The sequence below is a fragment of the Hyphomicrobium sp. B1 genome (assembly GCF_049532635.1).
Taxonomy (GTDB): domain Bacteria; phylum Pseudomonadota; class Alphaproteobacteria; order Rhizobiales; family Hyphomicrobiaceae; genus Hyphomicrobium_B.
Window position 1 is genome coordinate 3633977 of the sequence record NZ_CP134871.1, and the last position, 14069, is coordinate 3648045.

General features: G+C 59.5%; 13 protein-coding genes. 11 read left to right on the forward strand and 2 right to left on the reverse strand.

Annotated elements, in window-relative coordinates; all coding sequences use genetic code 11:
- Positions 1-102 precede the first annotated feature (102 nt).
- The 6 genes from gloA to RLW55_RS17340 all read left to right on the forward strand — a co-directional run bounded on the left by gloA (position 103) and on the right by RLW55_RS17340 (position 6112).
- Positions 103-543 carry a lactoylglutathione lyase gene (gloA, locus tag RLW55_RS17315; RefSeq protein ID WP_423414903.1) on the forward strand — a complete coding sequence of 147 codons (441 nt, stop codon included), beginning with the start codon at positions 103-105 and terminating at the stop codon, positions 541-543.
- The gene (locus tag RLW55_RS17320; RefSeq protein WP_423414904.1) at positions 537-1766 is read left to right on the forward strand and encodes a TIGR03862 family flavoprotein; all 1230 of its coding nucleotides are present in this window, start codon (positions 537-539) and stop codon (positions 1764-1766) included. Before gloA ends, RLW55_RS17320 begins: the two co-directional genes overlap by 7 nt.
- Positions 1767-1931: 165 nt before the next feature.
- Positions 1932-2741, forward strand: coding sequence for a phosphoadenylyl-sulfate reductase (locus RLW55_RS17325; protein WP_409563063.1), 810 nt, complete (start codon positions 1932-1934; stop codon positions 2739-2741).
- A complete protein-coding gene (gene cysD / locus RLW55_RS17330) occupies positions 2738-3643 on the forward strand; it encodes a sulfate adenylyltransferase subunit CysD (protein ID WP_409563062.1) in 906 nt (301 codons plus the stop codon). The genes RLW55_RS17325 and cysD overlap by 4 nt, the downstream gene beginning before the upstream one ends.
- Positions 3643-5178 carry a GTP-binding protein gene (locus tag RLW55_RS17335; protein ID WP_013947277.1) on the forward strand — a complete coding sequence of 512 codons (1536 nt, stop codon included), beginning with the start codon at positions 3643-3645 and terminating at the stop codon, positions 5176-5178. Before cysD ends, RLW55_RS17335 begins: the two co-directional genes overlap by 1 nt.
- Positions 5179-5311: 133 nt before the next feature.
- The gene (locus RLW55_RS17340; RefSeq protein ID WP_409563061.1) at positions 5312-6112 is read left to right on the forward strand and encodes a sulfite exporter TauE/SafE family protein; all 801 of its coding nucleotides are present in this window, start codon (positions 5312-5314) and stop codon (positions 6110-6112) included.
- A gap of 175 nt (positions 6113-6287) precedes the next feature.
- Here the strand turns inward: RLW55_RS17340 and RLW55_RS17345 are convergent, their stop codons facing one another.
- Both RLW55_RS17345 and RLW55_RS17350 read right to left on the reverse strand, forming a co-directional pair.
- Entirely contained in the window at positions 6288-8018 is a 1731-nt protein-coding gene (locus RLW55_RS17345) for an NADPH-dependent assimilatory sulfite reductase hemoprotein subunit (RefSeq protein WP_423414905.1), read from the reverse strand.
- 68 nt (positions 8019-8086) lie between these two features.
- A complete protein-coding gene (locus RLW55_RS17350; protein WP_423414906.1) occupies positions 8087-9868 on the reverse strand; it encodes a diflavin oxidoreductase in 1782 nt (593 codons plus the stop codon).
- Positions 9869-10481: 613 nt separating this feature from the next.
- Between RLW55_RS17350 and pqqA the strand changes: the two genes are divergently transcribed.
- From pqqA to pqqE, 5 genes are all read left to right on the forward strand, one after another.
- Positions 10482-10571 (forward strand): pyrroloquinoline quinone precursor peptide PqqA, encoded by a 90-nt coding sequence (gene pqqA, locus RLW55_RS17355; protein WP_013947273.1) that lies wholly within the window; start codon positions 10482-10484, stop codon positions 10569-10571.
- Positions 10572-10723: 152 nt separating this feature from the next.
- Entirely contained in the window at positions 10724-11656 is a 933-nt protein-coding gene (gene pqqB / locus RLW55_RS17360) for a pyrroloquinoline quinone biosynthesis protein PqqB (RefSeq protein ID WP_409563058.1), read from the forward strand.
- Positions 11653-12429, forward strand: coding sequence for a pyrroloquinoline-quinone synthase PqqC (gene pqqC, locus RLW55_RS17365; RefSeq protein WP_414462346.1), 777 nt, complete (start codon positions 11653-11655; stop codon positions 12427-12429). Before pqqB ends, pqqC begins: the two co-directional genes overlap by 4 nt.
- Positions 12430-12432: 3 nt before the next feature.
- Positions 12433-12735, forward strand: coding sequence for a pyrroloquinoline quinone biosynthesis peptide chaperone PqqD (pqqD, locus tag RLW55_RS17370; RefSeq protein ID WP_409563056.1), 303 nt, complete (start codon positions 12433-12435; stop codon positions 12733-12735).
- A gap of 30 nt (positions 12736-12765) precedes the next feature.
- Positions 12766-13926, forward strand: coding sequence for a pyrroloquinoline quinone biosynthesis protein PqqE (gene pqqE / locus RLW55_RS17375; protein WP_423414907.1), 1161 nt, complete (start codon positions 12766-12768; stop codon positions 13924-13926).
- Positions 13927-14069 lie beyond the last annotated feature (143 nt).

Genomic DNA, 14069 nt, shown 5'->3' on the forward strand with positions numbered 1-14069 from the left:
GGACGCACTGTGGCAGAGGTGCAGCATTCGCGTGTGCGGAAGAATTTTTCGCGCGAGCAACACGACCACTAAGACGATCACACAGCAGGCAAAAGGTGAGTGATGCGCTACTTGCACACGATGGTTCGCGTGACCGATATCGCGGCTAGTCTCAAATTCTATTGCGATGCACTCGGGATGAAAGAGATTCGCCGGATGGAAAATGAGAAGGGTCGCTTCACCCTCATCTTTCTCGCGGCCCCCGAAGACGAAGAGCGTGCGCTGAATGAGAAAGCGCCGGTGCTCGAACTCACTTACAATTGGGACCCTGAGCCATACGACACGGGCCGCAACTTCGGGCACCTCGCATTTCTTGTCGATGACATTTACGCTACCTGCGCAAAACTCCAGGCTGCGGGCGTCACAATCAACCGCCCCCCGCGCGATGGTCACATGGCTTTCGTGCGTTCTCCTGACCTGATCTCAATCGAGCTTCTGCAGAAGGGCGCTTCGCTGCCGTCGCAGGAACCGTGGGCCTCGATGGCGAACACGGGAACATGGTGAGCAAAACCGTCGACGCGAAGGACGTCGCCATCATCGGCGCCGGACCCGCAGGCTTGTTTGCTGCCGAGGTCATCGCGAACGCAGGACATCGCGTCTCTATCTATGAAAGGATGCCGTCGCCCGCGCGCAAGTTTCTGCTCGCCGGCCGCGGCGGCCTGAACCTGACTCATAGCGAGCCGCTCGAACGGTTCCTGACACGCTATGGCGAAAGCGCCGATGAAGTCCGGATGGCCGTCGAAACTTTTCCGCCTGAGCGGCTCATCGCCTGGGCGAACGATCTCGATGCTCAAACTTTCGTCGGCACGAGCGGTCGCGTCTTTCCGAAGGCGATGAAAGCCTCGCCACTGTTGCGCGCATGGTTACGGCGTCTCGACAGCCTCGGTGTTTCCATTAAACCCCGCCACCGCTGGGTCGGGTTCAACGATACCGGCGCGCTGGTATTTGAAACGACTAATGGCCAACTTACGATCACACCCGATGCGGCGCTCTTCGCGCTTGGCGGTGGCAGTTGGCCGAAGCTCGGCTCCGACGGCGCCTGGGTTGATCAGTTCCGAAACACCGGTGTTGCCATCACACCGCTCGAGCCGGCCAACTGCGGCGTCCGCGTATCGTGGTCTGAGGTTTTCAAATCGCGTTTCGAGGGACTGGCTTTAAAGCGCATTGCGCTCTCTATCGCCTCGACAACGGTCCGGGGTGAAGCCGTCGTAACGGCAAACGGCCTGGAAGGCGGAGCAATCTATGCTCTCGGCCCGCAAATCCGCGCCGCACTTGGCGACGGCAAAAGCGCGACACTTATGGTGGACCTCAAACCGGACCTCACGCAGCCGGCTCTCGCCGAACGTCTCGGCCGCCGCCGCTCCGGCGAAACGCTGACGAACTTTCTGCGCAAGGCAGCCCATCTCGATCCGATCGCCGTCGCCCTCCTTCGCGAAGGGAATGCAGCGCTACCCGACAGCGCCGACGCCCTTGCCGCGCGCATCAAAGCTCTACCCCTACAGGTTGTAGGGGTGACCGACATCGACAGGGCCATCTCGACCGCTGGCGGCGTCACTTGGACCGCGTTGGACGAGAACCTCATGCTCAAAGACCGCCCCGGCCTGTTTGCCGCAGGCGAAATGCTTGATTGGGAAGCACCCACCGGCGGTTATTTGCTGCAGGGGACCTTCGCAACCGCCGCATCGGCAGCAAATGGCTTGCTCGGATGGCTCGCGCGACGACAATGATTTCCACACGCTGCCGCCGGCGCAGCGAACGCCATTCTCAAGCGCCGCAAGAAAGGAACGCGGCCATTTCGCGATAGTTTGAGAAATAATATCCTATTCTTATTTATAGAAATGCCTTCTCAGGAGAATAGTTTTCCACTATGTAGCGGCACACGGAGGTCCTTCATGACGCTGTTCGAAGCACCGGCATTCGCCCCCGCAGGCCAGCCGACCGATATTCATTCCGCGGCGCAACATGCGCTCGCAGCCGAACTCGACCACAAGCTCGCAGAGCTGACGACGCTCGAAGAGCGCCTGTCGGCAATCCGCGCAGCCGTCGACGGCACCGTCTCCTTCTCCACCAGCCTCGGCATCGAGGATCAGGCGATCACGCACGCCATCGCGGTGAGCGGAACGGATATTGACATCTTTACGCTCGACACCGGCCGGCATTTTCCCGAGACGCTCGACACGCTGTTCGATACCGAAGGCAAGTACGGCATCAAGATCCGTGTGATGTTCCCTGAGTCCGCCGAAGTCGAAGAGCTGGTTGAAAACGACGGCGTCTACGGTTTTCGCTATTCGATCGAAGCGCGCAAAGCTTGCTGCGAAATTCGCAAAGTCCGTCCGCTGAATCGGGCGCTACATGGTGCTGCTGGTTGGGTGACCGGTTTGCGCCGCGAGCAGTCACAGGGCCGCTCGCATGTTCCATTCGCGAGCTACGATCCTGTGCAAAAGCTCATCAAACTCAACCCAATCGCTGACTGGTCTCTTGAAAAACTCGAAGACTACGTTGCAGCCAACAAAATTCCCGTGAATGCTCTGCATGCGAAGGGATTCCCGTCGATTGGATGTCAACCGTGCACACGCGCCATCAAACCGGGCGAAGACATCCGTGCCGGCCGCTGGTGGTGGGAAAACGAGAACGGCAAAGAATGCGGACTTCATACGCAGCCCCAAGACCCTGGTTTCGAACCGAAGGACCGCGCGGCATGACGGCCTCGCCATCGCATCTTGATCTGCTCGAAGCAGAAAGCATCCATATTTTCCGCGAGGCTGCAGCGCAGTTCCGCAAGCCCGTGATGCTCTATTCTATCGGCAAGGATTCGACCGTCCTGCTGCACTTGGCGCGGAAGGCCTTCTTCCCGCAGGCGGTGCCGTTTCCGCTGCTGCACGTCGACACGACGTGGAAGTTCAAGGATATGATCGCTTTTCGCGATCGGACGGCACGTGAACTTGGTCTCGATCTGATCGTTTACACCAACCACGACGGCATCAAGCGCGGCATCAATCCGATTGATCACGCGCCTTCGATCCACACAGACGTGCTGAAAACACAGGCTCTGAAACAAGCGCTCGACAAATACGGCTTCGACGCGGCCTTCGGCGGCGCCCGCCGTGACGAGGAAGCAAGCCGCGCGAAGGAACGCGTTTTCTCGTTCCGTGCCCCCGGCCATCGGTGGGACCCGCGAAAGCAGCGCCCCGAGATGTGGAACCTGTTGAATGGGCGCCTCGGTACCGGCGAAACCGTGCGCGTCTTCCCAATGTCCAATTGGACCGAAAAAGACGTTTGGCGTTACATTCTGCGCGAAAAGCTCGATGTCGTTCCGCTCTACTTCGCGGCCGAGCGGCCGACCATTGTGCGCAACGGGCAAATCCTGATGCAGGATGACGAACGTCTGCAACCGCGGGACGGCGAAAAAGTCGAGATGCGCAAGATTCGCTTCCGCACGCTCGGCGACTACCCGCTCACCGCAGCGGTCGAATCCGAAGCCGAAACGATCGAAGCCGTCGTCGCCGAAACGCTCAACGCGCAGACGTCGGAACGCCAGGGCCGTCTGATCGATCACGACCAAGCCGGCGCAATGGAAAAGAAGAAGCAGGAAGGCTATTTCTAATGTCGGTGCACGCCCTGCATAAAATTCAGCCCGCCGCCAACGAGGCGCCACGCCTGGAAGTCGTGCCGAACCTCGTGCGCGATCTCGGCGGCATTACACACCTGCTGACGTGCGGATCTGTTGACGATGGCAAATCGACGTTGATCGGCCGCATGCTGTGGGATGCTTCCGACCTTTACGAGGATCAGCGCGAGAACGTCCGCAAGTCGGGCCGCAAAGCTGCGGGCACCGATCTCCCCGATTTCTCGATGCTACTCGATGGCCTCGTCGCAGAGCGCGAGCAAGGCATCACGATCGACATTGCGTGGAAATATTTCGACACGCCGACGCGCCGCTTCGTCATCATCGATTCACCTGGCCATGAGCAGTACACACGCAACATGGCGTCGGGCGCATCTCACGCCGACGTCGCGATCGTTCTGGTCGATGCGCGCTCGGGCGTGAAGAAGCAGACCAAGCGACACACGGCCATCCTCGATCTCGTCGGCGTCAAGCACGTCGTGCTCGCCGTTAACAAGATGGACTTGGTCGGCTGGTCGGAAGACGTGTTCCGCAAGATCGAAGCCGACTTCCGCACGCTCTGCTGGAAATTCAATTTCTGGGACGCGACCGCCGTGCCGCTCTCGGCTGTGTTCGGCGACAACGTCACGACCCAATCGAGCAACATGTCCTGGTACACCGGCCCGACGCTCATCCAGCACCTGGAGAAGACGCCGAGCCGCGTCAGCGAAGCCGGCTCCGTGTTCCGCTTCCCCGTGCAGACGGTTCTGCGCGACAGCCAGGATTTCCGCGGCCTCGCAGGCACCGTCACGTCCGGCTCGATCAAGGTCGGCGACGAAGTCATCGACACGCTAAGCAACGCAGGTGGCAAAGTCGTTCGCATCGCCACGATGAATGGCGATCTGCAAAGCGCCTCGGCCGGCCAGGCCGTCGCGCTTCAGCTCGATGTCGATATCGATGTCTCGCGCGGCGCGGTTCTCTCGAAGCGTGATATGCTTCCCGTCGCGGCCCAGACCGTCGAAGCGCGTTTTGTTTGGTTGTCGGAAGATGCCTTCAGCCCCACCGCAGGTTATCTGCTGCGGACATCGACTGATCTCATTCCGATCTCGAACATCGAGGTCAAGGCGCTTCTCGATCTCGAGACTATGGCCTCGCGCCCGGCGCGCAGCTGCGGTGCCAACGACATTGCGATCGCCAAAATCTCATTGGGACGCGCTGCAGCCATCGACGTCTTCACCGAAACGCCTGAAACTGGCACCCTGCTGCTCGTCGATTCCGTAACCGGTGCCACGATGGCTGGTGGCGTCGCGACGGCTGTCAGCGCCAAGGCAGAAGAGCCGACCGAAGGTCACTTCGTCCTGAAGCGTGACATGCTGGCGAACGGCCTCAACCGCGACCTGTCGATGAGTTCGAAAGATCGCGAAGAGTTCATGCGGCGCGCCAACGAAGTGGCGATCATTCTCCGTGCGGCCGGCATCGCCGTCGCCATTGAGCCGCCACCCCCCGTCGACGACGGCATGGATCCTGGGCTTTAGGTTTCATCACGAAGTCATCCTCGGCAGAAAGTCGAGGATGACGGCCCTGCTCACCCCATTTCAACGAAACTCCAAGATTGCAGACGGCGGCGATCTCGCGTAGGTCTGACTGTCACGTTCCCTGCGGAATCCCATGCCGGAATTCGATCTCAGCACTCTCTGGCCCATGGTCGTCGCTGGCGGCTTCGTCGTCGGATTTCTTGTCGGCCTGACAGGCGTTGGCGCCGGCTCGCTGATGACACCATTTCTCATCACGCAGATCGGCGTGCCGCCAACGCTCGCCGTTGGAACGGACCTTCTTTTCGCATCCATCACGAAAGCCTCGGCCGCGTGGCCGCATCATAACTTCGGCAACGTCAACTGGCGCCTTGTCGGATGGCTTGCAGCCGGAAGCGTTCCAGGCTCGCTCGCGATGCTGGTGCTACTGCATCTCCTTGATCCCGACACCACGGCTCTCGGCCTGTTCATCAAGGAAGCGCTGATCGCGGCCCTGATCATCAGTTCCGTCGCCATTCTGATTTATCCGCTTGTCGTCCGCGGTCGCGCACAGGTCGGCGAGCCCCCCGAATTCAAAATCCGCTACTTGCCGACGCTTCTTCTTGGGCTGACGTTGGGCTCGATTGTAACTCTGACGTCGGTCGGAGCAGGCGCGATCGGCGTCGTGGTCCTGACGCTGCTTTATCCGACGCTCAGAACTCGCCGTCTGATCGGGACCGATATCGTCCATGCCGTGCCGCTGACGCTGATATCGGGCCTCGGCCACCTGTCAATCGGAAACGCCAGCTTTGCGCTGCTGGGCCTACTGCTCGTTGGCTCGATCCCCGGCATCGCCATAGGCTCGCGTCTCACAGGCCTGCTGCCCGATTGGCTGCTGCGCGTGTTCCTTGCGCTGATCCTGTGCTTCGCCGCCTATCAGCTCGCACACAAATTATAGCGCACATACCAACAACGTCATCCCGGCGCAGGCTGGGACCCAGTCCAATCCCAACCTTCGTCATATTGAGACTTGCCGGAGTGCCGATCTTCGTCGGCACGAGACAGATCGAAGCGATTTTTTGCGCTTGGCGGCCGGCGCGCGGAACGCGTGTCGCCAAGCGCAAGAAAAGAGTTCAAACCAGCTTCACGTCCGCGTGGAACTGATTGCCTGCCGTCGTCTCTTTCACATAGCCCGACCGGATCGCGAAATCGCCAAAGCGCTCGCCGTCATTCCGCGTCTTTGCGTAATTGATGAAGATCGGCTCAAGCAGTGACACGATCCGCTGCTTGTCGACGTCCTGCGCGTAAAGCTTCGACAGCCGCGAACCGTTGAAGGCCGCACCGAGATAGAGGTTGTAAAGCCCTGGATTACGCCCGACCAACCCGATTTCGGCCAGATACGGCCGCGCACAGCCATTCGGGCACCCCGTCATGCGGATGACGATATCGTCGTCTTTCAGACCCGCGCGATCGAGGCTCTCCTCAAGCGCGGTTACGAGATCGGGCAGGAACCGCTCGCTCTCCGCCAGAGCAAGACCGCATGTCGGCAACGCCACACACGCCATTGCGTTGCGGCGCAGCCCCGAAGAGACACCGAGTTCAACGCCATGCGACGTCAGAATGCCTTCGATCTTCGCCTTCGATTTTCCCGGCACATTGGCGAGGATGACGTTCTGGTTCGCCGTGCAGACGAAATCACAAATACCGAGATCGGCGATCTCGCGCAGCGCCGTTCTCAGCGTAAAACCTGGCCGATCCTTGATGCGGCCGTTCTCGACGAACAGCGTCAGATGCCAGGGCTTATCGGCGCTCTTCTTGCCGTCGATCGTTTGCCGCCAACCGATCTTGTCGCCCGTGCTCGCAAACTTGAATGGCTTCGGCTTGCCAAGTTTGAACCCTGCCCGCTTTTCCACTTCCTCGCGGAAGTTGTCGAGCCCGCGATCCTCGATCGTGTATTTCAAACGCGCCCGCGCCCGGTTCTCGCGGTTGCCCCAATCGCGCTGCACGGTCACGATCTTTTCGGCGAGCGTAACGGCCTGCTCCGGTGTGCAGAAACCAAGCAGATCGGCGGTGCGCGGAAACGTATTCGGATCGCCGTGCGTCATGCCCATGCCGCCACCGACCGTCACATTCCAGCCGACAAGCTCGCCCTTTTCGACGATAGCGATGTAACCCAGATCGTGCGCGTAAATATCGACGTCGTTGTCGGGCGGCACCGCCACGACGACTTTGAATTTGCGCGGCAGATAATGGACGCCGTAGATCGGCTCGACATCCTCTTTCGCCGGACCCGATTTATCTTCGACCTTCTCGCCGTCGAGCCAGATCTCGTGATAGGCGCCGGTCTTCGGCAAAAGATGCTCGCTGATCGCTTTGCCGAGATCATAAGCCTGCCGATGCGCCTTCGACAGATCAGGATTCGCCGCCGTCATGACGTTGCGGTTGACGTCGCCGCAGGCTGCGAGCGTATCGAGGCAGATGTCGTGAAACCCCTGCATCGTCCGCTTAAGGTTCGACTTGATGACGCCGTGAAACTGAAACGTCTCGCGCGTCGTCAGCCGCATCGAACCGTTGGCATAGGTGCTCGCGATGTTGTCGAGGCCGATCCACTGCTTGGCACCAAGGAAGCCGCCGGGAATGCGCAGTCGGATCATGAAGGCGTAGGCCTTCTCGAGCTTCTTCTTGGATCGCTCGCCGCGCACATCACGGTCGTCTTGAATATACGAACCGTGGAACTTGATGAGCTGCTGATCGTCCTCGGCGATCGCGCCGGTCTCGACCTGCCGCAATCCTTCAGCCAGAGTCCCGCGCAGCTGATGGCTCTTCTCTTTGATGAACTCGTTCTTCGAGCGTTTATCGGTCATTTCGACTGTTCCCGGCATTCCCCCTCTCCGAGATCACCCCTGTGATGGGGGAGAGGGACATTCAATTCTTAATACACGTCGCGCTGATAGCGCCCAGCCTTCGTCAGCTCCTTGAGCTTGGCGCGGCCGGCTTCTTCGTCACCCTTCAGCGGCTCGGCGAGAATCTTGACGAGCATCTGATCGACGTCCTTCGCCATGCCCTTCTCGTCGCCGCAGACATAGATGTGACCACCCTCTTCGAGCCACGCGCGGAGATCGTCGCGACGCTCCCACAGGCGATGCTGCACGTAAATCTTCTCCGGCTGGTCACGCGAGAAGGCCACGTCGATCCGCGTGAGATCGCCCGACGCCAGATAGTCCTGCCATTCGAGCTGATACAGGAAATCGTTGGTGAAGTTGCGTTCGCCGAAGAACAGCCAGCTCTTGCCCTTTGCACCGTCCGCAACGCGCTCTTCGACAAAGGCGCGATAAGGTGCAACGCCCGTGCCTGCACCAATCATGATGATCGGCGTATGCCCATCGGGCGGCAGACGATAATGCCGGTTCGACTTGACGTAGAGACGCGCCGTCTGTCCGACTTTTCGCCGCTCACCGAGGAACGTCGACGAAACGCCCTTGCGAACACGGCCGTGGGATTCCCAGCGCACCGCACCGACGAGCAGATGCGCTTCACCCGGATGCGCTTTCAGGCTCGACGCCACCGAATAAAGCCGCCCCGGCAATGGCCGCAGCAAGCTCGTCAATTGCTCAGCCGTCAGCTTTTCCGGATAAGCCTGGAAGAAGTCGATGAGCTGCCGATCTGAAGCGAACTTCGGATAGGCCTCGCCTTCAAGCAGCGCCTTCGCGTCAGCGCGTCCCGTCAGCTTGGCGAAGTTCTCGACGAACGAGCGCGACAGCGTCGTGACGTCATAGGATTTCTGCAGCTTCAAAAGCAGCGCCGCGTCTGAACCGAGACCAACCGCCTGCAGCACGTCGTCAACGAGCGCGGGATCGTTCTCCGGGTACATGCCGATCGCGTCGCCAGGCTGGTAGGTGAACGCCGGATCGTCGAATGCGAACTCGGCGTGCCACGTCTCGCGCGTCGAGCCCGTGCCGTTCAAGTTTACAAGAGCGGAAATCTCTGCTTCGAGCGGATGCTCGGCCGTATATTTCGGCTCATCATCATCGGCAAACTGAGCAGCCGCCCCGAAATCGACATGGACGACCGTGCCGCTCGCCGCCTCTTCCTTCGGCGCGAGTTTCGCGAGCGCGTTTTCCGTCCAGTCTGCCGCCTGCTTCACGTAATCGAGATCGAGATCGACCCGATCGAACGACCGTACGCCACCGAGTTCTTCAAGACGGGCATCGATGGCCCGACCGACCGCACAGAACTGCGCATAGGCCGTATCGCCCAGCGCCAGAACCGCGAACCGCACGCCGTCGATGCGTGGCGCCGCGTCGCTCATTAGGGTCTGATAAAAGTCGACCACGCGCGACGGTGGATCGCCTTCGCCCCAGGTTGCAGCAAAAACGACGATGTTCTTCGCCTTGGCCAGCAGCGCCATGTCGGCGTCGGCCATATCGAAAACCTTGGCATCGAGACCGTGCTTCTGGGCGGCCTTCTTGGCCTTGTTCGCCAGTGCTTCGGCGTTGCCGCTCTCGCTGGCATAAAGAATAGTCAGCGGCGCCCGCGGCCTTGCGGCGGGAACTGCCTGCCCTACGCTGCCACCCTGAGCCGCCTCAAAACCTGCGAAGAAACCGGCAAGCCAAGAGCGCTGCTGCGGAGTTGTCCGCGCAACTACTTTGTTCAGCATCTCGATCTCTTCCGGCAGAAACGGCGCGTTACGCGGAAGCAGAGGGGTGGCGGTCACAAAAAGCTCTCCTTAATCAGGGCCTTCAGCCCGAAATCCTTCAGCCCGGACATCAAGATGCGGGCCTAACGCGCCTTTGATCTCAGCGAAAGCCCCATCTTTGTGATCGAACCAATCACTTTGATCGATCATTTAGCCATCAATGGCTAACGGACCATCCAATAACTGGCACCAGCCCGACGCTCGTTTGCATACGTCATTTTGGAACAATTTTCTACATACCTGCGGCATTCCACCCCAAATATAAGAATAATATTCTAACGCGCTAGACATTCCACCCGATTTGGATGCGCCTGCGCCGAAATCGTGAAGCTTCTACGGGAGGTGCCAGGCCGCCTCATCCGCTCCGGACGCATTTCCGAGCCGGCGATCATCCTCTCGCACATGCTCACAGAACGTCCTGGATCAGACCCACACGCAGACGTGAAGGGCATTGATTTGAAAAGAAGTCTCGAAACGTGATCTTTTGCGGTTGGTAGCGGTTCGAGCCTTGACTTTGAAAGGCCGATCCGCAGATTGGGCCGGCACAAACATAAGTGCCTGCACCAATCGAGTGGACCCTCGGCGGGGTCTGCTGAGTAGGGAAAGCAGTTCACCGCTTGGAGGAAACACCATGAAGACTTGGACGAAGCCCGAAGTTCGCGAGCAGGAAGTTGGTCTCGAAGTCACGAGCTACCTTCCGGCAGAAATCGACCTCATCTAATCAGATGAAGTCTTCGGTCTCGCAAATCTTGTGAGATACCGGCGCGGCGGTCGATTTTTGGCGAATCGGCCGCCGCAGCCTTATAGCTCTCGAAAAAGGACAGAGAGCGCTGCCGGCTTCGGCGACCCGTCGGCGTAAATCAAAAATCAGCGATGCTTATAAAAGTGCTTGGATCCGCCGCTGGGGGCGGATTCCCGCAATGGAATTGCAACGGCTATCACTCATCGCGAGTGCGCGCCGGAGAAGCGGGATATAAGGCAAGGCTGCAATCCTCTCTCGCTGTCAGTTCTGACGGCGCAAACTGGGTGTTGCTCAATGCCTCCCCGGATATTCGTCAGCAGATCAACGAAACGCCCGAGCTTCAGCCGGCGCGCTCCGGTCCGCTGCGAACTTCACCCATTAAGGCCGTCGTCGTCACCAACGCCGACGTCGATCACATCACCGGCCTCTTGAGCCTGCGCGAAGGCCAGCCGTTCTCGATCTACGGCTCCGACCGTGTGCTGGCGACGCTCGCCGCAAATTCGATCTTCGACGTCCTGGCGGCAGATAAGGTCAAACGCATCACCTTCGAACTCGACAAGCCGACCCGCCTCGAAGGCGCAGGCCAGGATCTCGGTCTCGTCGTCGAAGCTTTCGCGGTCCCCGGAAAAATCGCGCTGTTTCTCGAGAAGGGCGACACCAGCAACAATTTCGGCAGTCGCGATGGCGACACGATCGGCCTCAAGATCACCGACGCCAAAACCGGCAAAGCATTCTTTTATATTCCGGGCGTCGCCGAGATCGATCCGCCGTTGGCGGAAAAAATCCGCGGCGCCGAGCTGATCTTTTTGGACGGCACGCTGTTTACCGATGACGAAATGCTGGCCCAGGGGCTGCTGAACAAAACCGGCAAGCGCATGGGTCACATCTCTGTGTCGGGCTCCGATGGCTCGATCGCCGCCTTGAGCAAGCTCAACGTGAAGCGCCGGATTTACGTCCACATCAACAATTCCAACCCAATCCTGGACGAAAATTCAGAAGCCCGTAAAGTCGTCGAAGCATCCGGTTGGGAAGTCGGCTTCGACGGCATGGAGGTCCGCCTATGAACCCGGTTAGTCTTGAAAAGAAAACCGCAGAACGGCTCGGCAACGAGCCGCCGATGTCGACATCCGATTTTGAAGCAGCACTTCGCGCCATCGGCCCCGAGCGCTATCACGACTTGCATCCGTTTCATCACATGCTGCACGGCGGCAAGCTGAATAAGGGCCAAGTGCAGGCCTGGGCGCTGAACCGCTACTGCTATCAGTCAGCAGTGCCGCGAAAGGACGCCGCTCTTGTCAGCCGCGTTTACGACCGCGAACTCCGCCGAGAGTGGACACATCGCATCCTCGATCACGATGGACTGCTGCCGGATGAGCAAGGTGGCATCGAACGCTGGCTAGTGTTGACGGACGGCTTGGGCCTCGACCGAGAATACGTCATTTCGCGTCGTGGCGCGCTTCCCGCTACGGTTTTCGCGGTTGAGTCCTATGTCACGTTCGTTCGCGAACAGCCGCTGACCATCGCCGTGGCCTCGTCCCTCACCGAGCTTTTCGCTCCGAGGATCCATAAAGAACGGATCGTCGGCATGCTCGAAAACTACGATTTCATCGACGATAAGGTGATGGCGTATTTCAAGCGCCGGCTGACGCAAGCGCCGCGCGATGCCGATTTCGCGCTGCAATACGTGCTGAAAAACGCCAAGACACGCGACGAGCAGGAGGCCTGCATCGAAGCTCTGCGCTTCAAATGCAACGTGCTGTGGGTGCAGCTCGACGCTCTCTATCACGCCTATGTCGACGGACACATTCCGCCGGGCGCGTTCCGGCCAGAGGCTTGATTGATGAGCGAAACCACTCGCACACGCGTGATTATAGCGCCGACTTCAAAACCGGCGCTGCCACCCCACATTAAGCTGAGACACGATCCCGGACGCGGTCGCTGGCATGTTCTGGCGCCGGAACGCGTATTCGAACCGGACCCGATTGCCATCGAAATCCTGAAGCGCTGTGACGGCGTCACTTCGGTCGAGCAGATCGCGAATGATCTTGCCAAAGACTACAACGCGCCTGTGCAGGAAATTCTGATCGACACGATAGCCATGCTTCAGGAGCTGTCGGACAAGGGCGTGATCAAAGCTGCTTGAGGAAACCCGGGACAGAACGGAGCTGACGTCATGAACGAAATAGCGCCGATGGAGCAATTCTCCGAAAAGCCCGTTGTCGAGGCTTGCGCGCGAGCCCCTGTCGGCCTACTCGCCGAGCTGACGCACCGGTGCCCGCTGCAATGTCCCTATTGCTCAAATCCGCTTGAGCTTGATCGCGTCAACAGCGAGCTGACCACGGAGCAATGGCAGGACGTGATGCGCCAGGCCGCCGAGCTTGGTATCCTGCAAATCCATCTCTCCGGCGGCGAGCCGACAGTTCGCAAGGATCTTGAAGACATCGTTGAGGTCGCGGCCAAGGCTGGCCTGTATACCAATCTCATCACCGCGGGCGTTACGCTGACGCGGGATCGCCTCGCACGCCTGAAGGATTTGGGTCTCGATCACGTTCAGCTCTCGATCCAGGACGTAGACGATGTCAACGCGGAAAAGATCTCCGCTTACAAGAACGGCCTCGCGAAGAAGCGCGAAGTCGGCAAGTGGGTGCGCGAGCTTGAGATGCCTCTCACCATCAATGCGCCGATCCATCGCCTCAATATCGAGAACCTGCCGAATATCATCGACTTCGCCGTCGAGATGGGCGCTGGCCGCATCGAGGTCGCCAATATTCAATACTATGCGTGGGCATTAAAGAATCGCGCCGCGCTGATGCCCACTCGCGCCCAAGTTCTGAAAAGCGCCGAAATCGTCGAAGCTGCGAAAGAGCGCCTGAAGGGCGTCATGGTCTTCGACTTCGTCGTGCCGGACTATTACGCCAAAACACCTAAGCCCTGCATGGGTGGCTGGGGTCGCGGCGTGATGAACGTCACACCGCAAGGGCGCGTCCTTCCCTGCCACGCGTCGGAGACCGTCCCGGGACTTATCTTCGATAACGTTAAGGATCGCCGCTTGGCCGATATCTGGCTCAACGGCCAAGCCTTCCAGATGTATCGTGGCACGAGCTGGATGAAGGAGCCCTGCCGCGGCTGTCCGCGCGCAGAAATCGATTTCGGCGGCTGTCGCTGCCAGGCCATGGCTTTCACCGGCGACGCAGCAAATACCGATCCGGCGTGCAAGCTCTCACCCTACCACGAAGCGTTCGTGGCCGCCGCCGAACGAGAAAGCGCCGAGCAAACGCCGCCGCCATTCGTCTATCGGCGCATGAGCCTGGTGAAGGCGCCGGCGGCTGAATAATTTGTAAGAAAACGCCCGCTTGACGTGTGTTTGCGACGCAAAAGACATCCGACTAATTCACTAGTCGGTGCGGCATTCTGTTCGGGCGAAGTTCAGAAATTAAATGCCAATTTCCGGAGACTGAGCTATGAGTTGCAACGTTT